The organism is Ulvibacterium sp., assembly GCF_965248315.1.
GTDB lineage: Bacteria > Bacteroidota > Bacteroidia > Flavobacteriales > Flavobacteriaceae > Ulvibacterium.
In genome coordinates this window covers 4,301,005-4,324,173 of sequence record NZ_CBDFIX010000002.1, presented here as the reverse complement: position 1 = coordinate 4,324,173, position 23,169 = coordinate 4,301,005, and the positions used below count along the sequence as shown (strand labels likewise).

Annotated in this window: 23 protein-coding genes; 12 read left to right on the top strand and 11 right to left on the bottom strand. The window is 39.9% G+C overall.

Features of this window, described 5'->3' with window-relative positions:
• Window positions 1-36 precede the first annotated feature (36 nt).
• From ACP2AF_RS20100 to ACP2AF_RS20070, 7 genes are all read left to right on the top strand, one after another.
• The gene (locus tag ACP2AF_RS20100) at window positions 37-2,007 is read left to right on the top strand and encodes an Ig-like domain-containing protein (RefSeq protein ID WP_425238050.1); all 1,971 of its coding nucleotides are present in this window, start codon (window positions 37-39) and stop codon (window positions 2,005-2,007) included.
• Between the two features lie 23 nt (window positions 2,008-2,030).
• On the top strand, window positions 2,031-2,963 hold the full coding sequence (locus ACP2AF_RS20095; RefSeq protein ID WP_425237926.1) for a PorP/SprF family type IX secretion system membrane protein: 933 nt from the start codon (window positions 2,031-2,033) through the stop codon (window positions 2,961-2,963).
• Between the two features lie 95 nt (window positions 2,964-3,058).
• Window positions 3,059-3,586: an isopentenyl-diphosphate Delta-isomerase gene (gene idi, locus ACP2AF_RS20090; protein WP_425237925.1), complete on the top strand. Its 528-nt coding sequence runs from the start codon at window positions 3,059-3,061 to the stop codon at window positions 3,584-3,586.
• A gap of 2 nt (window positions 3,587-3,588) precedes the next feature.
• Complete coding sequence (locus ACP2AF_RS20085; RefSeq protein ID WP_425237924.1) at window positions 3,589-3,996, top strand: 6-pyruvoyl trahydropterin synthase family protein; 408 nt, start codon at window positions 3,589-3,591, stop codon at window positions 3,994-3,996.
• A gap of 2 nt (window positions 3,997-3,998) precedes the next feature.
• Complete coding sequence (locus ACP2AF_RS20080; RefSeq protein ID WP_425237923.1) at window positions 3,999-4,460, top strand: peroxiredoxin; 462 nt, start codon at window positions 3,999-4,001, stop codon at window positions 4,458-4,460.
• The gene (locus ACP2AF_RS20075; protein ID WP_425237922.1) at window positions 4,457-5,425 is read left to right on the top strand and encodes a type I phosphomannose isomerase catalytic subunit; all 969 of its coding nucleotides are present in this window, start codon (window positions 4,457-4,459) and stop codon (window positions 5,423-5,425) included. Before ACP2AF_RS20080 ends, ACP2AF_RS20075 begins: the two co-directional genes overlap by 4 nt.
• Window positions 5,426-5,465: 40 nt before the next feature.
• Entirely contained in the window at window positions 5,466-5,738 is a 273-nt protein-coding gene (locus ACP2AF_RS20070) for a hypothetical protein (protein ID WP_120714029.1), read from the top strand.
• 9 nt (window positions 5,739-5,747) lie between these two features.
• Here the strand turns inward: ACP2AF_RS20070 and ACP2AF_RS20065 are convergent, their stop codons facing one another.
• The 4 genes from ACP2AF_RS20065 to ACP2AF_RS20050 all read right to left on the bottom strand — a co-directional run bounded on the left by ACP2AF_RS20065 (window position 5,748) and on the right by ACP2AF_RS20050 (window position 12,620).
• Window positions 5,748-6,458 (bottom strand): DUF4369 domain-containing protein, encoded by a 711-nt coding sequence (locus ACP2AF_RS20065; protein WP_425237921.1) that lies wholly within the window; start codon window positions 6,456-6,458, stop codon window positions 5,748-5,750.
• Window positions 6,459-6,503: 45 nt separating this feature from the next.
• Window positions 6,504-7,766 carry a DUF819 domain-containing protein gene (locus ACP2AF_RS20060; RefSeq protein WP_425237920.1) on the bottom strand — a complete coding sequence of 421 codons (1,263 nt, stop codon included), beginning with the start codon at window positions 7,764-7,766 and terminating at the stop codon, window positions 6,504-6,506.
• A 129-nt stretch (window positions 7,767-7,895) separates the two neighbouring features.
• A complete protein-coding gene (locus ACP2AF_RS20055; protein WP_425237919.1) occupies window positions 7,896-10,094 on the bottom strand; it encodes a DUF5916 domain-containing protein in 2,199 nt (732 codons plus the stop codon).
• 246 nt (window positions 10,095-10,340) lie between these two features.
• A complete protein-coding gene (locus ACP2AF_RS20050; protein WP_425237918.1) occupies window positions 10,341-12,620 on the bottom strand; it encodes a transglycosylase domain-containing protein in 2,280 nt (759 codons plus the stop codon).
• Window positions 12,621-12,718: 98 nt separating this feature from the next.
• On the opposite strand from ACP2AF_RS20050, the gene ACP2AF_RS20045 reads away from it, so the two are divergent.
• Window positions 12,719-13,489, top strand: coding sequence for a S1/P1 nuclease (locus tag ACP2AF_RS20045; RefSeq protein WP_425237917.1), 771 nt, complete (start codon window positions 12,719-12,721; stop codon window positions 13,487-13,489).
• A gap of 370 nt (window positions 13,490-13,859) precedes the next feature.
• Here the strand turns inward: ACP2AF_RS20045 and ACP2AF_RS20040 are convergent, their stop codons facing one another.
• Together ACP2AF_RS20040 and ACP2AF_RS20035 are read right to left on the bottom strand one after the other, a co-directional pair.
• Window positions 13,860-14,459 carry an alpha-ketoglutarate-dependent dioxygenase AlkB family protein gene (locus ACP2AF_RS20040; RefSeq protein WP_425237916.1) on the bottom strand — a complete coding sequence of 200 codons (600 nt, stop codon included), beginning with the start codon at window positions 14,457-14,459 and terminating at the stop codon, window positions 13,860-13,862.
• The gene (locus ACP2AF_RS20035; protein ID WP_425238049.1) at window positions 14,459-15,331 is read right to left on the bottom strand and encodes an AraC family transcriptional regulator; all 873 of its coding nucleotides are present in this window, start codon (window positions 15,329-15,331) and stop codon (window positions 14,459-14,461) included. Before ACP2AF_RS20035 ends, ACP2AF_RS20040 begins: the two co-directional genes overlap by 1 nt.
• A gap of 215 nt (window positions 15,332-15,546) precedes the next feature.
• Here ACP2AF_RS20035 and ACP2AF_RS20030 point away from each other — a divergent pair, with 215 nt between their 5' ends.
• Window positions 15,547-16,131 carry a DUF3244 domain-containing protein gene (locus tag ACP2AF_RS20030; protein WP_425237915.1) on the top strand — a complete coding sequence of 195 codons (585 nt, stop codon included), beginning with the start codon at window positions 15,547-15,549 and terminating at the stop codon, window positions 16,129-16,131.
• A 60-nt stretch (window positions 16,132-16,191) separates the two neighbouring features.
• Here ACP2AF_RS20030 and ACP2AF_RS20025 read toward each other — a convergent pair whose 3' ends face one another.
• The 3 genes from ACP2AF_RS20025 to ACP2AF_RS20015 all read right to left on the bottom strand — a co-directional run bounded on the left by ACP2AF_RS20025 (window position 16,192) and on the right by ACP2AF_RS20015 (window position 17,614).
• Entirely contained in the window at window positions 16,192-16,473 is a 282-nt protein-coding gene (locus ACP2AF_RS20025) for a DoxX family protein (RefSeq protein WP_425237914.1), read from the bottom strand.
• A gap of 83 nt (window positions 16,474-16,556) precedes the next feature.
• Entirely contained in the window at window positions 16,557-17,189 is a 633-nt protein-coding gene (locus ACP2AF_RS20020; RefSeq protein WP_425237913.1) for an MOSC domain-containing protein, read from the bottom strand.
• 71 nt (window positions 17,190-17,260) lie between these two features.
• Entirely contained in the window at window positions 17,261-17,614 is a 354-nt protein-coding gene (locus ACP2AF_RS20015; RefSeq protein WP_425237912.1) for a DUF6249 domain-containing protein, read from the bottom strand.
• Between the two features lie 161 nt (window positions 17,615-17,775).
• Between ACP2AF_RS20015 and ACP2AF_RS20010 the strand changes: the two genes are divergently transcribed.
• Together ACP2AF_RS20010 and ACP2AF_RS20005 are read left to right on the top strand one after the other, a co-directional pair.
• The gene (locus ACP2AF_RS20010) at window positions 17,776-18,339 is read left to right on the top strand and encodes an RNA polymerase sigma factor (protein ID WP_425237911.1); all 564 of its coding nucleotides are present in this window, start codon (window positions 17,776-17,778) and stop codon (window positions 18,337-18,339) included.
• Window positions 18,340-18,345: 6 nt separating this feature from the next.
• A complete protein-coding gene (locus ACP2AF_RS20005) occupies window positions 18,346-18,765 on the top strand; it encodes a hypothetical protein (RefSeq protein ID WP_425237910.1) in 420 nt (139 codons plus the stop codon).
• Between the two features lie 162 nt (window positions 18,766-18,927).
• Here ACP2AF_RS20005 and ACP2AF_RS20000 read toward each other — a convergent pair whose 3' ends face one another.
• A complete protein-coding gene (locus tag ACP2AF_RS20000; RefSeq protein WP_425237909.1) occupies window positions 18,928-19,989 on the bottom strand; it encodes an aldose epimerase family protein in 1,062 nt (353 codons plus the stop codon).
• 263 nt (window positions 19,990-20,252) lie between these two features.
• Window positions 20,253-22,142, bottom strand: coding sequence for a molecular chaperone HtpG (htpG, locus tag ACP2AF_RS19995; protein WP_425237908.1), 1,890 nt, complete (start codon window positions 22,140-22,142; stop codon window positions 20,253-20,255).
• 357 nt (window positions 22,143-22,499) lie between these two features.
• On the opposite strand from htpG, the gene ACP2AF_RS19990 reads away from it, so the two are divergent.
• Entirely contained in the window at window positions 22,500-23,159 is a 660-nt protein-coding gene (locus ACP2AF_RS19990) for a TetR family transcriptional regulator C-terminal domain-containing protein (protein WP_425237907.1), read from the top strand.
• Window positions 23,160-23,169: the final 10 nt, after the last annotated feature.

Below are 23,169 nucleotides of genomic sequence, written 5' to 3'. Positions count from 1 at the left end.
ACACGCCCCTACACATACAAGACCCTTTTCCTAAGTATGGTTTTTATCATCTTGGGGATAGGTATATCCCAAGCACAGTTTTTGCTACAAGCACCCAATAGTACCGATGAAAGTAATTATAGATGGTATGAGGCATCGGATACCAGTACAGTTTTAGGAACAGATTTCTTTTATGAGACCTCAACGCCGGGAGTCTATTTTGCAACTTATGATGGCACGCTTTGTGGTTCAAATGCAACTGGGTACTTCATTCTAACCGATTGCACCGCACCAGATAATCAAGTTACCTTGGATATTTCTGCCAATGTAAGCGGTAGTGCAACAGTAAGTTGGTCACCGGCCATAACAGGAGACCCATTGCGTCCAGTTGTCACCGCGACTACTTCTGTGGTACGCTACACAGCTACTTTGACCAAAGCTGGAAACTCCATTGCCTTGCCCAATTTTACGGTAGTTTGTTTGCAACAAGCAGCTACCTTGGTAGATGACTTGGTTACTACCAACGAAGACGAATCTGTCATCGTGGACATCTTTTCGAATGACTCTGATTTACCATCTGCTGGAAATTTGACAACCACAAATCCAGCGAATGGTACCGTGAATATTGACATGAATGGAACACCCAATGATCCAACAGATGATATTGTGACCTACATACCCAATCCGGATTACAATGGACCCGATTCTTTCGATTACACCATTTGCAACACAGCCGGGGATTGTAGTACGGCCACGGTAACCGTTGATGTACTACCGATTTTGGATGTTTTTGATGACTCCATCGCAACTACTGAGGACACTGCCGTGGATATTGATATCCTAGCCAATGATAATGATTTACCGACAATTGGGACTCTGACCCTTACAAATCCTACAGATGGTATGGTGACTATTGAAAATAATGGAACACCAAACAATCCTTCCGATGATAGTATTAGTTACGTACCAAATGCTGGTTTTATGGGAACAGATTCATTTACCTATACCCTTTGTGATAATTCGGGCAATTGTGATACGGCCACTATAACTGTTGTGGTCAATCCTATTGGAGTTGATTTGGACAGTGATGACGATGGGATAGTGGATAGTTTTGAAGATTTGAATTTGGATGCGGACAATGATCCATCCACAGACCCCACAGATTCGGATGGTGATGGATTCCCAGATTACTTGGATATTGATAGTGACAATGATGGTATTCCGGACAATGTTGAGGCCCAAACGACCGCTGACTATGTTGCACCAAGTGGCGCAGATACCAATGCAAATGGTCTGGATGATGCCTACGAAAATGGTTCTCTTGGTATTTTTCCCGTGGATACGGATGGTGATCTTCTTCCTGATTACCTGGATGAGGATAGTGACGATGACAATGTACTGGATAACATAGAGGCGCATGATTTTGATCAAAATGGAGTGGCAGATGTAACCCTTATCGGTTCGGATAAGGACAACGATGGCTTGGACGATGGCTATGAAGGGACCACTGCGATTGACTTGGATGTGAATGATGAAATTGACGACCCTTTCAACGATTTGCCCAATACGGATGGCGATGATGAATCCGACTATAGGGATACGGATGATGATGGAGATGCGCTACGAACCGTGGAAGAAGATGTTAATGGAGATGGCAACTATGCCAACGATGATACCGATGGTGATGGTACTCCTGATTATCTAGAACCAAACCGTGAGGAGGATGAAGTAGAGGTATTCAATGTGCTGACGCCTAACGGAGATGGAGTGCATGACGTTCTTCAAATTAGTGGATTGGAGAATTTCCCGAACAATACCATTAGAATTTATAACCGTTGGGGGGTAATGGTTTATACTACAAACGGCTATGACATGGAAGGAAACTTCTTTGATGGTACTTCCCAGGGGAGGGTCACAGTTGACGTGGATAATAAATTACCTGTAGGAACGTATTTCTATATACTGGATTATGAGGATGACAACGGAAACCAACGATCGCTGTCCGGTTATATATATATAAATAGATAAAGATGCCAAAATTCGTCCAACATATGATTTCAGTCAAATGGATAGTACTTCCCATTTTCATTTTGGTTTTGTTGTTTACAAATTCTATTTATTCTCAGCAGGATGCCCAGTACACCCAATATATGTATAATACGGTGAGTGTAAATCCAGGATATGCCGGATCTAGGGGGCACATTAGTGTTGCTGCCCTTCACCGATCACAGTGGGTAGGTTTGGATGGAGCTCCCAAAACACAAACATTCAATATACATTCTCCTATTGGATATAGGGGAGTAGGATTGGGACTTTCCATCGTTAACGATCAAATAGGCCCTACTTCTGAAACTAGCTTTGACGTAGACTTTTCCTATACCATTTATACATCTGTTGAAGGCAGGTTAAGTTTTGGGCTAAAGGGTAGCGCCAATCTTTTGGATGTTCGTTTTTCCGAGCTCAATCAATTTGCTCCTGACCAGACTTTACAACAGAACATAGATAATCGGCTTACACCCAATATCGGCGCCGGGGTCTATTATCATACCAATCGATTTTATGCGGGGTTATCCGTTCCTAGGTTTTTGGAAACCTCCCATTTTGACGAGTCCTCCCTTTCGACAGCAAAGGAACAAATGAACTTCTATTTTATCACCGGATACGTATGGGATTTAAATCCATTTTTGAAATTTAAGCCGGCACTACTGACCAAAGTTACGCAGGGAGCACCGTTGCAAGTTGACGTTTCCGCCAACTTCATGATGAACGAAAAGTTCATTTTAGGAGGCGCGTACCGATGGGATGCGGCCTTTAGCGGCATGGCAGGATTTCAAATATCCAATAAATTCCTCATTGGTATTGCGTATGATAAAGAGACCACGGAATTGGGCAGTGCAAGGTTCAATGATGGCTCTTTTGAGGTGATACTTCGCTATGATTTTATTACTACTAAGGGAAATTTGAAATCACCAAGGTTCTTCTAAAGAAGAAGCCTACACTCATCGATTCAAATTCTTTCATCAATATTTTTTATAAGAGCCTTAACCCTAAAGTTGGCCAAAGGTCTTATTTTTACCATATGAAGGAAGAAGAGGTAATCTTAGTGAACGACCAAGATGAGCAGATTGGAACCATGCCCAAGATGGCAGCCCATAAAAAGGCCAAACTTCACCGGGCATTTTCTATTTTCATTATGAACGATGCAGGTGAGACCATGCTTCAACAACGAGCGGCCAATAAATATCATTCGCCTTTATTATGGACCAATACGTGTTGTAGCCATCAGCGTGTGGGGGAAACCAATATCCAAGCTGGGAAACGTAGACTATTTGAAGAAATGGGTTTTGAAACGGAACTGAGGGAACTTTTTTCGTTCAAATACAAAGCCCCATTTGACAATGGGCTTACAGAGCATGAATTGGATCATGTGATGATGGGTAATTATAATGATGTTCCAAATATAAACACGGAGGAAGTAGCGGATTGGAAGTGGATGAGACCGGAATCGATCAAGAAAGATATGACGGATAACCCCGATGGTTATACGGTCTGGTTCAAGATTATTTTCGAGAGGTTTTATGAATATATCATCCGTGAAAATTCATAACTATGCAGGTGAAGGTCAGTAGAAGGGCCCATTTTAATGCGGCACATAGATTATATCGCCAAGATTGGACCGATGAAAAGAACAATATGGTATTTGGGAAATGTAATAATCCTGAGTACCACGGACATAACTATGAACTAGTAGTAAGTGTAACCGGAGAAATAGATCCGGAAACAGGTTTTGTTGTGGATATGAAGGTCTTAAAGGAGCTGATACGGAAAAAAGTAGAAGATGCCCTGGATCATAAAAATCTTAATACACAGGTACCGGAGTTTAAAGATTTAAATCCGACGGCAGAAAACATTGCGGTGGTTATCTGGAATAAGCTTAGACCCCATATTGATGAGCGCAAAGCGCTTGAGGTTGTGCTATACGAGACTCCGAGAAATTTTGTAACCTATTCCGGTTGATCATGGGATTAAAAGTTGGAGACCCTGTTCCAAAGTTTTCATTATTGGACCAAGAGGGAAAGACCTTCCATGTTAAGGATGTTTTAGGTAAAAAAGCATTAGTCATTTATTTTTATCCCAAGGATAATACCCCTGGGTGTATCGCCGAAGCCTGCTCCTTTAGGGACAGCTATGAACAGTTCACCCAATTGGGGGCTGAAGTCATTGGTATAAGTTCGGATTCTGAAAAAATACATGGTAAATTCGCATCCAAGTATCAGTTACCTTTTATATTATTGGCGGATACTGGAAGAAAAGTAAAACGGCTTTTCAAAGTTAAGGATAACCTTTTCGGTCTATTCCCGGGAAGGGAAACTTATGTGGTCAACAAAAAAGGAAAAATTGTTCTGGTTTTTAACAGTGTCAATGCATCACAGCATATGAGGAAGGCATTAAAAGCCCTAAAAGCAGAAAATAGCAAATGAAATTCTATCCCTTAAAATTTGAACCGATACTTAAAGAAAGACTTTGGGGCGGTACGAGATTAAAACGAGTATTGGGAAAGCCCATTCCAAACGATATTACCGGTGAGAGCTGGGAACTATCAGGAGTTTCGGGTGATGTTTCCATAGTTGCCCAAGGTGAATTGGCGGGTACCTCCTTGCAGCAATTAATGGACCAATACCCCGTGGAACTGTTGGGACAAAGTGTTTTTGAACGCTTCGGTACGGAATTTCCTGTTCTTATAAAGTTCATTGATGCACAACAAGATCTTTCCATACAATTGCATCCCAATGATGATTTGGCAAAAAAGCGTCATAATTCATTTGGAAAAACCGAAATGTGGTATGTTATGGATGCGGACAAGGATGCCAGTCTTATAGTAGGGTTTAATCGTGACGTCACAAAAGAAGAATACACGAATAGCCTTAAGAACGATACACTTTTGGAACTGTTGAATTATGAAAAAGTTTCGGAAGGGGACACCTTTTTTATCAATACCGGAAAGATACATGCCATAGGAGCTGGAGTATTATTGGCCGAAATTCAACAGACCTCGGATATTACATATCGAGTATTCGATTTTAATCGGAAGGACAAAAACGGAAACCTACGGGAGTTACATACTGATTTGGCCCTGGATGCCATAGACTATGAAAAAAAGGAGGACTTTAAAGTGTCCTATCCCAAGGAAGCGGACGCCATTAATCCTATGGTGGATTGTCCCTATTTTAAGACCAATTTCGTTAGCCTTTCCAAAAGCCTTGAACAGGACTTGTCCCAAAGGGACTCTTTTACCATATATATGTGCGTAGATGGTTCGGTAAATGTGGGGAACGAATTTGGTTCTACTTTGGTTAAAAAGGGAGAGACGGTCCTGATTACAGCCAATTCCAATAGGGTTTCACTAAGAACGGACGGAGCAAAACTTTTGGAAGTTACTATTTGATCAAATTCAAAAACCCTATTTTTACAAAAAACAATCTAAGATGGCAAGCATACGAGACTTAAAAAAGAATGTAAACGATGTACTGGGAAATATTATAGACGCTGTGTATATCGTTGAGGCCACTAGCGGTAACAAAGTGTCAAAGGAAGGTGAGAAGATCATTGACGATGCCATAGGTACTTTTGATGAACTAATCACCAAGATTAATCAAAAGAAAGTAGAAAATAGGAAGGCTCATCTTAAAGAAGTCCGTGACGATCTGGAAAAAAAGGCCACAGCTCTTGTGGAAAAAGTCAATGCTCTGGGTGAATAGATAGGTCGGCTATTTCTCTTTTTTCAAGTTTTCCAAATGATTTCGTAGGGCAACGCCATATTTAGCATTGGCCACTTCTGGAATTAGCGAGCCATAAATGGAATCCAAATACTTTATATTAGCATCCGCCACTTCGGTAATTGCTATGTAGGGGGCAACATGTGAGTTTTTATTGTTCAATGCAAAATTGAGCGCAAAGGCATAACCTCTTTGGATATTTTTATCACTCAGTCTTTGAACGGAATCCATTTGAAGCGAATCCAGAGGTTTTTCTGTATTGGCCGCCAGCTGCATAAATTCAAGATTTTTTGAATTGAACCGGGACATTACCTTTTGGTATTCCTCTAGTGTTTCATGCGTTTGGGAACCTTTGATCTTGGCGTTGGTATCAAAGGTATTCCAAGAGGTATTTATGATGATTTGTCCTGGTTCCCCAAAAAAAGTAATTCGGTCATTGATGTCGTTGTTATCTTTTTTATTCAGATATAGATAAAAGATTTCAGGACTTTCGATATCTGTCTTAAAACTGAAGCTTCCGTCACCATCCACTACTAAGGAATCTAGGGTCACCAGCGTTGAATCAGGAATATGTTGCAAGTAAAGCGTTCCTTTTTTAAGGCCCTTTACGTTTCCCGTGACGATCATGGTGTTTTCATTGCCATCATTTCCACAAGAGGCTAATATTAGAAGTATTACAAAAAGAAATTGTAGATTTTTCATTATCTATTTTTTGACGGAGCAAATATCAATAAACTTTATTGATTTTTAAACCGTAGCGGCAATTTCCATAAGAAGTCCACAAATATAGGCCCCGGCAGTACCTACCACATATCCCAAAACGGCCAAAAGAATACCGACCGAGGTCAATGAAGGATGAAATTCAGCCGCAACCACGGGAGCTGAGGCAGCTCCCCCAACATTGGCCTGACTTCCAACGGCCAAAAAGAAATAAGGGGCCTTAATCAATTTCGCCACCAAGATTAATAAACCTGCATGTATGGTTATCCAAATAAGGCCAACAGCTATCAAACCAGGATTCTCCAAAAACCGGCTCAAATCCATTTTCATTCCTATGGTAGCTACCAAAATATAAATGAACATGCCTCCAATCTTACTGGCTCCGGCACCTTCAAAATTCTTTGCTTTGGTAAAGGATAGCCCAATTCCCACCATAGTCGAAAAGACAACCATCCATAGAAACTTGGATCCTAGGGAAGAAAGTGCTTTTTCCTTATTTCGGATTACTTCAAAGTTATTCTCTAAAAACTCGGAAAAATGATGACCAAAGAAGTGTGCCAGACCAACCGCCAAGAAGGCCAAACATAGCATGATCATATAGTCATATAGTGAGGTTATTCGGGTAATTTTTTCGGTATGGGCGGAAACCTTCTTCTTAAGGGTTTCAATTGATGAGTTGTCGGCCTTAAGCCACTTGTCTATACGGTCGGATTTACCTATTCCCAAAAGTATAATGGCCATCCAAATATTGGCTACCACAATATCTATCAAAACCATATCACCAAATTTCTTAGGATTGTATTGGAATACTTCTAACATGGCCGCTTGGTTGGCACCACCACCGATCCAGCTTCCGGCGATTGTGGTCAGTCCTCTCCACACGGCATCAAAATCACTGCCACCTACCGTATCCGGTGAAAAAAGGGACACGATCAGAATTGCTATGGGTCCTCCGATAATGATACCAATGGTTCCTGTAAGAAACATGATAAGGGCCTTGGACCCTAAATTCATGATGGCCTTTAAATCGATACTAAGGGTCATGAGTACCAAAGCGGCCGGTAATAAATAACGACTAGCAATGTAATACAGATTGGAACTTTCCTCCGAAATGATTCCTACACTCGTTAAAACCGCTGGTAGCATATAGCACATCAAAAGGGTGGGAATAACGGTGTAGAACTTTTTCCAAAATCCTTTTTTTAGGGAAGATGTATAAAAAACAAAACCTAAGCATAGGCATAACAGTCCAAACGTAACAGTATCTTCAGTCAAAGGCAATTGGTTCATTGGAAAGCTTTTTAGGACAGCATGGCCAAATATAACTAAAACAGCTTCAAATACAAGTGCAGGTACAAGCTCGAGCTAAGGTCAAAAATGCTTAAATTTTGTCAATTGTCAACTGCCCTTTCCATACCTTTAGATATTAAGCCAATAGGTGAATTTTAAATTGATGGAACGAAACCTTGGTGAAAACTGGTTTACAAAATAATTATCGTTGTATACCAAAAACAAATCCGATAGGGGAGCAAAACGCCACTGCAATCTTGAGTTGATACCCAGATTATCCCTTTGGTTACTATATTGGAATATGGTGGACCAAAAAACAGACTTATTAAAAGTAACGTTTACCGTGGGGCTAATCAACCATAAATCCGCACTTGGAAAAGGATCGGGAAGGGTTATTTTATCATAGTTGATATTTAAGCCCAATCGTACCTTGGGCTGAAGTCTAAGGGTAGCCTCACCTTCCATGGAAAAACGGTCGCCATTGAAGAAACGACCTATGGCCGCCTCTCCTTCAAATGCCAGTACCTTGGCCTGGTTGGACTCATATCCCAAAAAAACAGAGTTGAAATGATAGCCCTGATTTTCAGGAAGGGGTACGGCACCATCTGTATCCGTTGGGTCAAAACTATCCGATAAAAAGATGAATTGATTTGAAAATCCTATGCCAAACTCCGAGAAATTTCGTGTTTCAAAATTCCAACTTACCTGCAGATCATGGTCGGTTTTCCTATAATCCAATCCAGGTCTCCAAGTTACAATTGGGAAGAATTCTATGGAATGACTGTTTATGGGACCCTTTTTTGGCCAAAATACTTTTTCAAATGAAGTGGCCCACTTTATGATGTCCTTCCGCGGTACAAAACCCAGATCTGACTCAAAATCCTCATCAATAAAAACGAAGTCGGTAAAAACATTGAAATATCTGGAATTTCGTCCTAAAAAGACACCTGCTGAATAATTATCCTCATCGTCCCCCGGTTGAAAGGATTTGTGTGCATAGAATTTCCCGATCCATGTATTATCCTCGGAAGCTAAATTATAATCTATCCCAAAAACTCTATTATATTCTTCTTCTGGTGTTACAAAATCGTAATCCTTAAAGGTTTGCCTATTTATAAAGAACAATCCAATATTGGAACGGGCAAAGACCTTTTTTTGCAAGGCGATCATCATGTTATTGTTCGAAGCGATTTCCGTCTCCACATTTTCATCCGTTTGGATATTCAACACACCTAATCTCCAATTCTCGTTCAACTTTCCACTTAGCCGAACACCACCTATTATACGGTTCTGAACCGAATTCCCAGAACTATCTGTGGCTATCCCTATCCTACGGGAGAAAAATGGGTTGGCATCCCTACCACCACCAAAACTTCCGAAAAGATCGTTATTGTCCACAAAAAATTGCCTCCGCTCCGGTAACGATATCTCAAAACGGGTGAGATTGGTAAAAATATCATCTACTTCTACATTGGAAAAGTCCGGGTTTAGGGTAATATCCAAATTTAACCCATTACCAATAGCTACCTTGGCGTCGCCTCCAACTTTTACATTGGTTTCAGTTACGTTCTGCTCATAATCCTTGTCTGCAATTGCATTGATGTAAGGTATAATGGCCAAAGGTGTACGGGATTTACCCAAAGGTTTTTCAAAGACCATATCGCCCATAAATGCTAGATTAAAAATCAATTGGTTCTGGGGAATAGGGTACCAAACACTAGTCTCGTTCTTCTGCATATCAAATCGATAGCTCTGAAAACGCCATTTGGTGGCTCCTTCCGAAAATTTAAAAGAGGTAAGGGGAATGGCCATTTCGGCGGTATAGTAACCGTCATATTGTTTGGCCTCTCCCTTCCATTTGACGTCCCAGGAAGTAGTGAAGCCCCTAATTCCCTGTCCTCCACTAGAAATCAAGGCCTCCCGTCTTACCCCATAAGGGTTCATGCCAAAAAGAAATGCATTGGTGCCATCATTAAAAGTGTCGAAAAGCAAACTGATGTTATCATTACCGCCCGCACGATAATCACGTTCCAAGGAGGGAATAACATAGTTGTTACCTGGTGTATTGATCCTTATTCCTACGTAGAGTGTAGAGGCATCATAGAGCATTTTTATATCCGTCTGATACTCTGCAAGAATAGAATCCGAGGGAAAATACTGCTGAAAATCCTTAGCGCTTTGGGCCTGCTTCCATGCTTCTTCATCTAGGATACCATCGATTTTGAAATCCGTTTCGATGTATTTTACGACAAAGGATTTTTCAACATTTTGCCCGAAAAGAGAGGTTAAACAAAGAAAAAAAATAAGGACAAGAACTGATCTTGACATTGGTGATGGATTAGTCGGGCTCCAAATTTAAATGTTTATTACGTTAAAAAAATGCCAAACTTTTAGGGACTATTCCATCTTTTCCCTAAGCTCATGTTGGACTTCTTTTAAGTTTTTCATGGGCATATATTCAATTTGCCATTTTATGGGGTAGCCTACCCAAAAGCCTCACAAAACCTAACTTCAAATTTCCGATGCCTTTTCACCTTAAAGCGAGGCATAGCCTTTTTTTTAATACAACTCTTTTTAGTTTTTCAACAGTTGAGGGTTCGAATTTCTATTCTTAAACCGCTTTGTTTTCTTCTTTTTCGGGTTTTTGAACAAGCGTTTAAAAAAACCATCACGTTTAATAGGCTGGCAATCCAGTTTTTGGATGACCGTTTCTTCAGGTTTTTCAAATTCAGTCTTTGTAATGGCATCAAAAGAAGAATCTTGGTTCAATTTTTGGTACCAAAGTGCAAAAATGGGGAGGGCGGCATTGGCTCCTTGACCTAAAGCGGTGTTTTTAAAACCGATTTCGTGGTTATCAAGACCTACCCAGGTAACATGTACCAATTTTGGGGTTAGGGCAACGAACCAGGCATCTTTGTTATTCTGTGTGGTTCCGGTCTTACCGGCCAAAGCATTTCCCAACTTGTAGGTCGACCGGATACGGGATGCCGTTCCGTTTTCTACCGTAGACTTCATCATTTGAATCATAATTTGCCGATTCTCGTCCGAGAATGCTTTCTTTTCATCAACTTTTGGTTCAAAAATGGTCAAAACGGAATCCTTTTTATCAGTAATGGTTTGGATGAGATAAGGTTCAACGGGTCTGCCGTTGTTTACATAACTGGCATAGGCACCCGCCAGTTGATCAAGTTGTATTTCTCCTGTTCCTAGAGCCAAGGAGGGCTTGTTGGGTAGCTTTGCGGTTATCCCCATTTTATTAGCTTGGCGTATAGTCTCTAAAATACCTGTCTTTTCCAATACTTTTACTGCGACGGTATTTACGGAGTTGCTTAAGGCCTCTTCCATGGAATAGTTGAGGTAGACTTCGTCTTTCTTGCTGGAGTTGCTCGGCGACCAACCTTCAAGATTTTTATACTCCACCTCTTGTGCCGAAAAGTAAGTACAGGGGGCTATTCCCTTTTCCAGTGCAGCCGTATACACAATAGGTTTGAAGGTAGAACCAACCTGCCGCTTACTTTGGGAAATATGGTCGTATTTGTAATATTTGTAATTGATTCCTCCAATCCACGTCCTTACCGCCCCATTCGTTGGGTCTATGGCCAGGGACCCCGTATTTAAAAACTTCATATAATGGGAAACACTATCTATTGTACTTGCCTCAATGCTTATTTTACCATCCCAATCCACCAATTCCATTCTTCTTTTTTGGTTCAGGGAATCCATGATTTCCTTTTCCTTCCATCCGGATGCCTTTAGTTTCCTATACGTAGGGGTTCTGCGAACCAACTTCTCGATTAGTTTTTTATTCTTTATCCAAGGGGCATTCGAACCATAGCTTTTTTCAAATTTCTTTTGTAGCGATTTTAAATGTTTCACCATGACTTCTTCAGCCAAAATTTGCATTTTATAATCCAAGGTGGTGTAGATTTTAAGGCCGGAGGTGTAGATATTGTAGTCATTCCCTTTTTCTTTTTCTACCCTGCTCCAGTCTTGCAATTGCTTACGCACTTCTTCCCTAAAATAGGGGGCGATCCCGTCATTATGATCAAACTCCTTATAATCCAGTTTTAGGGGAATTTTCTTGATACTGTCCCTTTCTACACCCGTTAGAAAATTATTTTTGGCCATTGATTGCAGGACTAGATTCCGACGGTTTAAGCTTTTCTCGGGAAATATTCGGGGATTATATCCGTAAGTGGCCTTAAGCATTCCCACTAGTGTTGCAGCTTCCTCAACTCTTAGATTTATGGCCCTTTTATTAAAGAACTTCAAGGAAGCACTTTCAATACCAAAGGTATTGCCCCCAAAGGAGACCGTATTCAGATAATGAGTAAGGATTTCTTCTTTGGAATAGATAGCTTCCAATCTGGAAGCAATAATCATTTCCTTTATTTTATTTATGGCGATGTTCTTGGTTTCCCGTTCTTTTCTTGGAAAGAGGTTTTTGGCCAATTGCTGGGTCAATGTACTTCCGCCCCCTGAGGACTCGTTCCGCATCAGAATCGTTTTGATGGCTACCCGAAACAAACTGGGATAATCGATTCCCGAATGATTGAAAAATCTTTCGTCCTCAATGGCAATCAAGGCATCAAGAAGATGCTGGGGTAGGTTTTCATAGGGAATGGGTTGCCTATCATAGATGTAATATTTACCAATCAGTACGCTGTCTGCCGTATACACCTCGGAAGCTCTTTGGTATTGGAAATCGGAAAGCTCTTTTTTTGAGGGTAGGCTGCCCCAAGCCCCAAAATAAATACTACTGATAAATATGCTAAAGGCTATTGTGAAGGAACAAATTACTATTAGCCCATATTTTAGATAAGGTGATTTGATGCTTTTAAAAAACAATACCATTCATTTTGTTCTGCAATATCAAATTAAAAAAAAGAAACGGCACAGTTTTTAACAGTACCTTACATCGGTTTCTCTATTTTTGGCTTAAAGTAAGATTTATGAAAAGACTTATCCTGTTTTTTCTTTTGACCGTTCAGCTTTCATTTGCAGAGACACCATTTTGGTCCAAGACCGGACATAGGGCCATTGGCGAAATAGCACAACAGCATTTGACCAGGAAGGCCAAAAAGGCTATAGCAAAACTATTGAACGGACAAAGTTTGGCAGTTGTGTCCAATTTTGCCGATGAAATAAAGGCGGATTCCAATTATAGAAAATTTAGTGCTTGGCACTACGTAAATTATCCCGAGGACAAAGCATACTCCGATGTGGAACCCAGTCCATATGGCGATATAATCATCGGTATTCAGAAATGTATTCAAATTGTCAAAAACGAAAACAGTTCAAAGACGGATAAGACCTTTTATCTTAAAATGTTGATACATCTAGTGGGAGATCTTCATCAACCCATGCATGTGGGTCGTTTAGAAGATAGGGGAGGAAATGATATTCAGGTCCAATGGTTTAATAGGGAAAGTAATTTGCATAAGGTTTGGGATGCAAATATGATTGATGATTATGGTATGAGCTATACGGAACTGGCCGCGTCCCTACCAAAATTGAACAAAAAGCAGCAAAGGTCGCTTCAAACCGGGGATGTCTACAGTTGGGTAGAGGAATCCCAAGACCTGGCTAACGAACTATATAAATCGGTTGAAGTGGGGGAGAAGCTGTACTATCGCTATGGATATAAATGGTGGCCTACCGTAGAAAAACAATTACAAAAGGGAGGGTTGCGATTGGCCAAAATATTGAATGACTTATTTTAGACCGATTGGGTTTCATTTGCCCGAAAATTAGGGGATTACTTCTTTTTCTGATATCTTAAATTGCATTTGTATGACTTCAAATAGTCTATGATTTTCCTATACTACTTCTATGATTCTTCCAATTTCAGAATTGAAAATACTTTTTCATAGTGCGAACAAGGGCCAACTTCTAGGGGATGCGATATTTTTATAGGGCGGTTAGACCCAAAAAACCGGGAATTGGTCGATTCAATATACCTTGGCATAAGATTTGAAGTTATTGTATTTGAGATTGGGTGCGAGGAGATTGGCTAAATTGCCCGAAGGCCAAAGGCAGTACCTAACTTTTGCGAAAGGGTCCTAAAAAATCGGTTTGAAGAAGACCGATTTTTTATTTTATGACCCTAAAGGTCAGATTGATTCGCTTCCCGATGGGTCTTGCCGTCTTTGGAATTTGATGCAGCCAGTGATTTTGTGTCTTACCTCCCATTACAAGTAAACTGCCGTGTTCCAATAGTATTTTTTGTCTGAGCGTCTTATCCTTTTTATGTTTAAGGTGAAAAAAACGTTCTTGACCCAAGGTCAAGGAAGCGATTACCGGATTGGTTCCCAGTTCCTTCTCATCATCTGAATGCCAACCGTTGCTATCCTTTCCATCCCTGTAAAGATTTAAAAGGCAAGTGGTGAATTTTGCTCTCGTATGTATTTCGATTTTTTTCTTTATTTCCAACAATTCACCGGTAAAGGGCAATGGCCTCATGGTAATGTTGGAATACGAATAGGTTCTTTCATTGGATGCGTATAGGGCTGTTAACCTGGGTTGGAGATATTCCTTTCCAAATACTTTAATGGTGTCCTGTTGCCAAGGAACAGTCTTTTTCAGGAGCTCAAAATAGGTATCGGCCTCATTCTTTTCCAGAAAGCATGGATAATAAACCATTTCACTGTCCGGTAAGTTAAGTCTAACGTTTTCCTGGAAAAGGGCTGCCATTAATTCAAGACTTTTTTTAATTGATTTCTATATTCCGAAGGATTTTGCCCGGTAAAAGCCTTGAATTGTTTATTAAAATGTGAAAAATTGTTGAACCCGCTCTCAAAACATACGTCTGTAATGCTCATGGGCTTTTCTGCCAAAAGCTTTGAGGCATGTACCAATCTATATTCGTTTACGAACTGAACGAAGGTTTTATTGGTAATCTTTTTAAAATACCTACAGAACGAAGGAACCGTCATACTTACCAGATCCGCCATCTCGTCCAAGGAAATCTCCTCCTTGAAGTTGGCCTTTACGTGATTAAAGACCTTATTTATACGGTCATTGTCCTTTACCTCGGTCTTCATGGAAAAACCTTCGGCATTCAAAACCTTAAAGTCCTGGGAAATAGCTAGCTCGTTCAGAATATTCAAAATGGAAAGTAGCCTTTGAAAATCGCCCTGATATTCCAAAATCTCCATTTTTTCCCCGATTTTCCTTTTGGTCTTCCCTGAAAATGCGATGCCACCTTGGGCCATTTCAAAAAGACTTTGAATTTTTTTCATTTCGGGGATATTGAAAAAGTCGTTTCCCAAAAAATCGGCTTTCATCTGTACTACGGTCTCACTTTCATTTCCCGTGAGAGCGTTGGTAAATCCACAATGCGGCAAATTACTTCCTATAAGTATCAGGTCGCCATTACCGTAATAAGATACATGGCTACCTATCTGTCGTTTGCCAGAACCGCCGTTTACATAAACCAGCTCGATTTCCGGATGGTAATGCCAGGAACTGTTCTTATTGTTCCGCTGCGCATCAAATTTTTGATACGTAAAGGAGTGCCCAAAATTGGGTTCTATAGCTTCAAAAGCAGGTTTAAGTGATGTCATTTCGTTCTTCATACCAAGATTAAAGTTACGTTGGGTCCTATGAAGAAGACTATGCAAAATTACCCAAAATATATGCAATATTACCTGTTAACATTTATTTAACCTATGTACAGGTTAAAATAACACATAAAAAGGAAAATCAAGAGGTAGTGTGGGCAGCAATATGGCGGTAAGTTTGTCCTGTAAATTATTTAGTAACCCTAAAACAAAATGTTATGAAGACGATTCTAAAATTTACAACAGTTATTGCCCTATTGTTTGTGACCGCTACTGCTGTAGCTAAAGATCCAAAACTGAGAGTAATCAACAGGACAGATGACAAGGCCCTTGTTTTTGAATGGGACACCCAGGAAGAAGATACCTATATTCAAATAGTTGATGAGAATGGAAACATTATCTATTCGGAAGATGTATCCAATACCAAGGTGTATACCAAAAAGTTCGATTTAAAGAACTTGGAGGAAGGGGATTATCTTTTGGAGGCCGAGAATGCCTTGAAGAAAATCACGTATACCATAAATATTGATGATAAGGTGGGTGTTGCCAGGAGAAAGGAAAACGCCAAACCCGTATTCAGAAAAGTAGATAACATGGTTTACCTAAATCTCTTGAACCTTGAAGGTAAAAAAGTAGAGATTAAGGTGTTGGACAGTGACAACCGAATGGTTTTTAAGGAGACTCTGGAGAATGAGACCCTTGTAGAAAAAGCATTCAATTTCAAAAACGCTTTCGCGGGCAACTACACTGTAATTGTACGGGATAGTGGATCAGTTCATTACGAAGATATTGTTGTTAACTAAGTAGTTTAAGTTGAGTTGATTTTTGACCCCGAAGGTTCTGGACCTTTGGGGTCTTTTCGTTTAGAATGGTAGATAGAGATACGCCCAAAACATTAGTGCAAATTGTAACGGAATACGCCAAAACAACATCCAGCGGGGAAGTCCCATAGAGGCCTTTTCGTTAAAAAGCATGTGGAAATGCACAGGTAAAAAAAACGTCAGCATTCCTATGATGCCATAAATGGCCAAATCTTTGGTCGCAGCAAAGCATAATGCAACCCCAAGGATAATCTCCGCTAATCCGCTCAACGTGACCAAAATTTTGTGCCCCGGTAAATAGGCGGGCAAAATTTGTCGGTACATTTTGGGTTTTATGAAGTGCATTAGGCCGGCGATCACATAGACAGTTGCCATAAGGTATAGATGCCAAGGATAGGATGTCCCCACTACAGATATTTTTTTAAGCGTTCCCTTTTATGTTCCGGCAAGGCAGTGTTTGCGATTGCCAGTTGCAAAATATCGGGATTTTTTTTTCGCTCAAAAAGAAAGTTGAAAAATTGTTTTACGGTAAGGGGGTTTTCCGAGGCTTTTTCCAATTGCAATACATCCCCGGTCTTTACCTGTCCTTCCTCCAAAACCCGGACATACATACCTGAATACCCATGGTCTATAAACTGCCGCAATATGTCTTGATTGCCGAAACGGACTCCCAATTTATAGCAAGGTTCTCGAGGTTGTGAGACCTGTACCAATGCCGACCCGACCCGAAAAATATCCCCGATGCGGATCTGGGCTTCGTCCAATCCCTCTACGGTAAGATTTTCGCCGAACATTCCCCAATCCCATTTCAAATTGGGATACAGCCCTTTCCAATACGGATACTGGCCCATGGGGAAAAGATAGCACGCTTTATGAACACCACCATGTACCCTGCGATTGGAAATAGTGTCCCGGGCAACGGATTCTTTTTCCAAAAACAAAGGTTCGGAAACCGGATATTTGAAAATACCAGTTTGTTCTTTTTTGCCATTCCAGAGAATTGTTGTAGGCTGGCCAATATTGGTAGAAATGATACGCATTCCCTAAAAATAAAAAACCACCGTGGTTATACGATGGTTTTTAATCATGTTTTAACAGAATAAATGACTTCCTAATCTTCCTTATCCATTTTCTTGGTCAAAAAGAAGCCTACCAAAAGTCCAGTTCCAGCCATAAGAAAGATAGATCCGGGCAAGGCAATATCCCAATCCACATTAAGGTTAGTGGCCACAATACCGCCTATGACAATTCCTGCTCCAATGCCCATGAGCAAAAGGGCAACGTTTAGAATAAGTATTTTCCAGGCTGCCGAAGGCCTTTCCCTTTTTCCCCTAACAAAAATACTGGCATCCGCCCCTTTTTCGATAAGGGCCAAACGTTCCTTATTTCTTGTGGAATAGTGGAGATAGGTAATTGCAAAGACGACTAAAAAAAAGCTAATAGGTATTAAAATTGCTGCTGCCATATGATTTGTTTTTAGTTTACCCTATGTTGGGCGGTTCGATTGATAAATTAAACTTGTTCATCCCATAGGACTGCCATTGCATTTTTAAGGTTACACAAAATGATATTTTTTTTTCAAAAAAGTGTAACCTACTTCGTAACTTCATTGTCCTATGGGATGTAATGAGCCTTCAACAAGACCAATATTATATTGATAAAGTTATCAAAGGGGATACCAATGCCTTTTCGGTTTTGGTAGACCGGTATAAACATATGGTCTATACCTTGGCGGTGCGTATGGTAAGGAATAATGAGGAGGCGGAAGAGGTGGCACAGGATACCTTTCTAAAGGTATATAAAGCATTACCAGGATTCAAGGGAGACTCCAAGTTTTCAACCTGGGTCTATAAAATAGCCTACAACCGAAGCCTGGATTATGTAAAGCGATTGGGAAGAGCCCCGGAAACCACCTTAATAGAGGAATATGCTGAACACAATAAAGCAAATTTGGAAGATGTTATGGACCAATTTGAAATGGATGACCGAAAATATACCCTCAAAAAAGCCATGAAAAAACTACCGCCCGACTATGCCACTATACTTACATTACATTATTTTGAAGAGCTTTCCTTAAAGGAAATTTCCAAAGTAATGGACGCAAGTCCGGATACATTGAAGGTAAAGTTGTTCCGGGCGCGGAAACGACTGGGAGGAATTTTAAAGGATAAATTGCAAGAGAAAATTTAAAGGACCATGGAAAAGGATGAAAACAAAGCGTTGGAAGCTTTTTATAAGGAAATAATCCAAGAGGCCGGTTTAGAGGAGCCGTCAACCAATTTTACAACTTCGGTTATCTCAAAGATCCAAAAGGATAGCCAAAGGGCAAGAATATTTTCATATAGTCCCTTAATTCCGAGTTATGTATGGTGGATCTCTGGAGTTTTATTGGTCGTATTCTTTGGCTATACCTTTATCGAGCCAGAAAATTTAGGGTTGGTAAACCTGCCTACATGGAATTTTGATTTTTTCAATGTCGACGGATTTATTAACATATTGGATGGTTTTAAGCTTCCGGATGCTTTGATGTATGGATCCTTAAGTTTGGCTATTTTTTTCTCCGTGCAAGTCTATTTGTTGAAAACACATTGGAACAAACAATTTAGTATTGAATAATCTCCCTTATCCTTTTTGAAATATCATAAAGGCTCACCTATGGGCCATGGTCTAATATATTTATGGTATCCATTGCCGTGATGTCCGAAATTCCACATACTTCCTATGCCTTAGGGATTGCTAAGGTAGTTAAACAACCTATTGGATTTCAATCCTGCCGCATTACTCCACGGAAAACTGGAATGATGTTTCAGAAGTATACTTGTCTCCAGCATTTAGCACAACGGAGGGATAGTCCGGTTTGTTGGGAGAATCCGGATAATGCTGTGTCTCCAGACAAAAACCGCTTCTTTGGGCATAGAAACCGCCTCCTTTTTTGGGGAGTGTACCATCTAAAAAATTACTGGTATAAAATTGAACTCCAGGTTCGGTTGAAAAAACTTCCATAACTCTTCCGCTCTCAGGATGATGGACTCTTGCTATTGATCTTAAACCGGTATTTTGTCCATTCAAAACCCAACAGTGGTCATATCCCAAACCTATTTTTAATTGCTCGTGGTCTTTTTCAATATCGGTGCCAATAGGCTTCGGAGTGGTAAAATCGAAGGGAGTCCCTTCCACAGGGGCCAATTCCCCCAAAGGAATCAATTCATTGTCCACAGGCAGGTAATGGTCAGCATTAAGCATCATTTCATGATCCAAGATGGTTTTTGAAAAATCCCCTGAAAGATTAAAATATGAATGTTGTGTAAGGTTTACTATGGTGGTTTTATCCGTAGTCGCCTCATAAAGTACTTTCAAGATATCATCATTTGTTAATATATAGGTGACTAATACATCAAGATTTCCCGGATAGCCTTCTTCCATATCTTTGCTTGTATAGGACAATTTTAATGCAACAAAATCCTCTTCTTTTTCTTCGGATGCTTTCCACACCACCTTGTCGAATCCTTTTTTTCCTCCATGTAGATGGTTATCTCCATTGTTTTTGGCCAAAGAATACTCCACTCCTTCAAGGGTAAATTTGGCACCCCCAATTCGATTTCCATAACGGCCTACCAAGGCACCAAAGAATGGGTTTTTTTCCACATAAAGATCCAACGAATCATAACCTAGGACGATGTTTTCCAAATCCCCCTGTTTATTCGGAACGTTCAGAGAGGTAATAATGCCACCATACGTAATAATGTCCACGGTTACCTCATTACTGTTTTTTAATGTGTAAAGATCCACACGTTCACCTTCTGGTGTTGTACCGTATTCACTTTTTTGTATTGTTGGCATTTCTTTTAAGTCTTCGGAGATTTCTTCTTCGGATAATCCTTTCTTCTTTTCCGTTTTGCAATTAAAATTCAAAAGGGCTAAACTCAATATTAAAAAGGTACAAAGGTATTTATTAAAGGAAGACATCTACATTTAGATTAAACGGGTTGGACATAATTAAACGAAAGATAGCGTTTATTGCGCAATAAAAAACCGCCCGTTTTCAACAATCAAGAAAACCGGGCGGTTTGTGTTATTTCTAAAATTCCAATTTCCTGCCTGGGCTACTTCACCATCTCATAGCTACGCTTTATGAAATTGGTCAACTCCTCACCTTTAAGAAGCCCCTTGGAGAGTCTGGCCAAGTCTATGGATTGATTGATCAATCGTTCTCTTTTCTTGGCTGTCTTGGTATTCAGGATTTCACTTACCAGCTCATGATTGGTGTTTACGATAAGGTTATACATTTCCGGCATATTACCCATGCCAAACATGCCGCCACCGCCGCCAGTCTGCTGCATTTCCTTCATGCGCCTCATAAACTCGGGCTCCGTAATAATGAATGGCGATGCATCGCTATCCATGGCTTCAAGTTGAACGGTATATTTTTTATCTTCGATTACCTCTTCCAAATTTGTCTTGAGTTTTTCTTTCTCTTCATCGGACAATTTGGAAATCTGCGTATCCTCCTTTTTAATAAGATTATCCAAGTGATCGGCATCAACGCGTGCAAAGGAGAGCTTTTCTTTGGAAGTCTCCAGCTTCTGCATTAGGTGGGAAATGATAGGTGAATCCAATAGCAATACCTCATAGCCTTTTGCTTTTGCAGCTTCGATATAGCTATGTTGCTCTTCTTGATTGGATGCATAAAGCAATATCAATTTTTCGTCCTTGTCCGTTTGATTGGCCTTAACTTTTTCCTGGAGTTCCTCAAAAGTATAATAGTTGCCATCCACGGTTGGATAAAGCGCAAATTTTTCGGCCTTTTCAAAGAATTTATCTTCGGACAGCATACCGTATTCGATAACGATTTTAATATCATTCCATTTCTTTTCGAATTCCTCCCGATCGTTTTTAAAGAGCGAGTTCAATTTGTCCGCTACTTTTCGGGTAATGTAGGAGGATATTTTCTTAACTGCGCCATCCGCCTGTAGGTAAGACCGGGATACGTTCAACGGAATATCCGGAGAGTCTATGACACCTCTAAGCATGGTTAGAAATTCAGGGACGATACCCTCTACGTTATCCGTTACGAATACCTGATTTTGGTAGAGCTGAATGCGATCTTTCTGAATATTCAAGTCATTTGTCAGCTTTGGAAAATATAATATTCCCGTAAGATTAAAAGGATAGTCTACATTTAAGTGGATGTGAAACAAAGGCTCCTCAAATTGCATGGGATATAATTCCCTGTAGAACTCCTTATAATCCTTGTCTTCCAGTTCGGTAGGCTGCTTGGTCCACGCCGGATTGGGATTATTCACAAAATTATCCACCTCCTGGGTTGGTGCGGGATCATCTTCCTTGGCATCCTCGGGCTTTGGTAAAGTTTCGGTGCGTGTTCCGAACTTTATGGGTATGGGCATAAACTTGTTGTACTTGCGCAAAAGTTCACTTATTCTGTTGTCTTCAAGAAATTCAGTGGAATCTTCGGCAATATGAAGAATAATTTCAGTACCTCTTTCTTCCTTTTTTCCTTGCTTTAAGCTAAACTCGGGAGAACCGTCACAGGACCAATGTACCGCCGGCTCATCTTTATAACTTTTGGTGATGATCTCCACTTTGTCGGCCACCATAAAGGAAGAATAGAATCCGAGTCCAAAGTGTCCTATAATACCGGCATCCTTTTCGGCGTCCTTGTATTTGTCCAAGAACTCCTCCGCTCCGGAAAAGGCTACCTCATTGATATATTTTTTTACCTCTTCCTCAGTCATTCCAAGACCTTGATCAATGATGTGCAGCTTTTTTCCCTCCTTATCTACTTTAATTTCTATAATGGGGTTTCCATATTCCACTTTGGCCTCACCTATGGAAGTTAAGTGCTTTAGCTTTAGGGTTGCATCCGTAGCGTTGGATATGAGCTCCCTAAGAAATATCTCGTGATCGCTATATAAAAACTTTTTTATGAGAGGAAAAATGTTATCTACCGAAACATTGATCTTACCTGTTGCCATTGTTGTATGTTTTTTTAACGTTAATAGATATCAGGCAGTCAAAAAAAATACCATACTATACCAAAGTGACAAACTGACATATAAGAGAACGCAAGATTTTAACACAAACTTTAACACGCATTTTGTTTAATTTATTTTAAAAACAATTAAACATTATGTATCTTTACCCATGATTAGGAAGAAAAATTGCTATGAGAATTTTAATTCTATAATCACGTTTGATTATTTATTGGTTAGGTTGTTTGAGAACGTGCTCTCCATTGTGAGGGCACGTTTTTGTTTAGGATAGGGATTTTGTATTCTATTAACACAAATCCAAATCCCGTAGCCGTACCTTTATTTTATAAATACAAAACCATGGCAACAAAGGCGAAAACAAAGAAATTATCTAAAGATGAAATTATATCACTGTATATGGAATATGTATTGGAGCATGAATCAGTTCCAAAATCCATTTACAAGTTTTGTAAGTCCAATGGTATAGAAGAAGCAGCATTCTATCAATACTTCGGTTCTTTGGAAGGATTGCAAAAAAACATATGGGAACAGTTTTATACAAACACAGAAAATTTAATTCAAAAAAATAAAGAATATGGGCAGTTTTCCAATAGAGATAAAATGCTCACATTCTTCTACTCATTTTTTGAATTGCTTACCTTAAATAGAAGTTACGTGCTCTTTACTCTTAAAGAAGGTAAAAGTCCACTAAAGAATTTGGCCCAGTTAAAAGGGCTTAGAAAGCATATTAAGGAATTTGCCAAGGATCTCATTGAGGATGGTAACTCCGAAAAATCCCTTAAGGTTACCCAACATAATCCCCAGCTATTTTCAGAAGGTGCCTGGCTTCAATTCTTGTTTGTACTAAGATTTTGGATGAACGATGGTTCCGCAGGATTTGAGAAAACGGACATGGCCATTGAAAAATCCATTAATACCATTTTTGATGTATTTGACAACACTCCTTTGGAAAACATTGTGGATTTTGGAAAATTCCTCTACAAAGAAACCTTTGCATAACCTATTCAAA

Bases quoted from the DNA above. Each gene is read 5' to 3' on its own strand.
- ACP2AF_RS20100 (WP_425238050.1), top strand. From the start codon at position 37: ATGGTTTTTATCATCTTGGGGATAGGTATATCCCAAGCACAGTTTTTG.
- ACP2AF_RS20095 (WP_425237926.1), top strand. From the start codon at position 2,031: ATGATTTCAGTCAAATGGATAGTACTTCCCATTTTCATTTTGGTTTTG.
- idi (WP_425237925.1), top strand. From the start codon at position 3,059: ATGAAGGAAGAAGAGGTAATCTTAGTGAACGACCAAGATGAGCAGATT.
- ACP2AF_RS20085 (WP_425237924.1), top strand. From the start codon at position 3,589: ATGCAGGTGAAGGTCAGTAGAAGGGCCCATTTTAATGCGGCACATAGA.
- ACP2AF_RS20080 (WP_425237923.1), top strand. From the start codon at position 3,999: ATGGGATTAAAAGTTGGAGACCCTGTTCCAAAGTTTTCATTATTGGAC.
- ACP2AF_RS20075 (WP_425237922.1), top strand. From the start codon at position 4,457: ATGAAATTCTATCCCTTAAAATTTGAACCGATACTTAAAGAAAGACTT.
- ACP2AF_RS20070 (WP_120714029.1), top strand. From the start codon at position 5,466: ATGGCAAGCATACGAGACTTAAAAAAGAATGTAAACGATGTACTGGGA.
- ACP2AF_RS20065 (WP_425237921.1), bottom strand. From the start codon at position 6,458: ATGAAAAATCTACAATTTCTTTTTGTAATACTTCTAATATTAGCCTCT.
- ACP2AF_RS20060 (WP_425237920.1), bottom strand. From the start codon at position 7,766: ATGAACCAATTGCCTTTGACTGAAGATACTGTTACGTTTGGACTGTTA.
- ACP2AF_RS20055 (WP_425237919.1), bottom strand. From the start codon at position 10,094: ATGTCAAGATCAGTTCTTGTCCTTATTTTTTTTCTTTGTTTAACCTCT.
- ACP2AF_RS20050 (WP_425237918.1), bottom strand. From the start codon at position 12,620: ATGGTATTGTTTTTTAAAAGCATCAAATCACCTTATCTAAAATATGGG.
- ACP2AF_RS20045 (WP_425237917.1), top strand. From the start codon at position 12,719: ATGAAAAGACTTATCCTGTTTTTTCTTTTGACCGTTCAGCTTTCATTT.
- ACP2AF_RS20040 (WP_425237916.1), bottom strand. From the start codon at position 14,459: ATGGCAGCCCTTTTCCAGGAAAACGTTAGACTTAACTTACCGGACAGT.
- ACP2AF_RS20035 (WP_425238049.1), bottom strand. From the start codon at position 15,331: ATGACATCACTTAAACCTGCTTTTGAAGCTATAGAACCCAATTTTGGG.
- ACP2AF_RS20030 (WP_425237915.1), top strand. From the start codon at position 15,547: ATGAAGACGATTCTAAAATTTACAACAGTTATTGCCCTATTGTTTGTG.
- ACP2AF_RS20025 (WP_425237914.1), bottom strand. From the start codon at position 16,473: ATGTACCGACAAATTTTGCCCGCCTATTTACCGGGGCACAAAATTTTG.
- ACP2AF_RS20020 (WP_425237913.1), bottom strand. From the start codon at position 17,189: ATGCGTATCATTTCTACCAATATTGGCCAGCCTACAACAATTCTCTGG.
- ACP2AF_RS20015 (WP_425237912.1), bottom strand. From the start codon at position 17,614: ATGGCAGCAGCAATTTTAATACCTATTAGCTTTTTTTTAGTCGTCTTT.
- ACP2AF_RS20010 (WP_425237911.1), top strand. From the start codon at position 17,776: ATGAGCCTTCAACAAGACCAATATTATATTGATAAAGTTATCAAAGGG.
- ACP2AF_RS20005 (WP_425237910.1), top strand. From the start codon at position 18,346: ATGGAAAAGGATGAAAACAAAGCGTTGGAAGCTTTTTATAAGGAAATA.
- ACP2AF_RS20000 (WP_425237909.1), bottom strand. From the start codon at position 19,989: ATGCCAACAATACAAAAAAGTGAATACGGTACAACACCAGAAGGTGAA.
- htpG (WP_425237908.1), bottom strand. From the start codon at position 22,142: ATGGCAACAGGTAAGATCAATGTTTCGGTAGATAACATTTTTCCTCTC.
- ACP2AF_RS19990 (WP_425237907.1), top strand. From the start codon at position 22,500: ATGGCAACAAAGGCGAAAACAAAGAAATTATCTAAAGATGAAATTATA.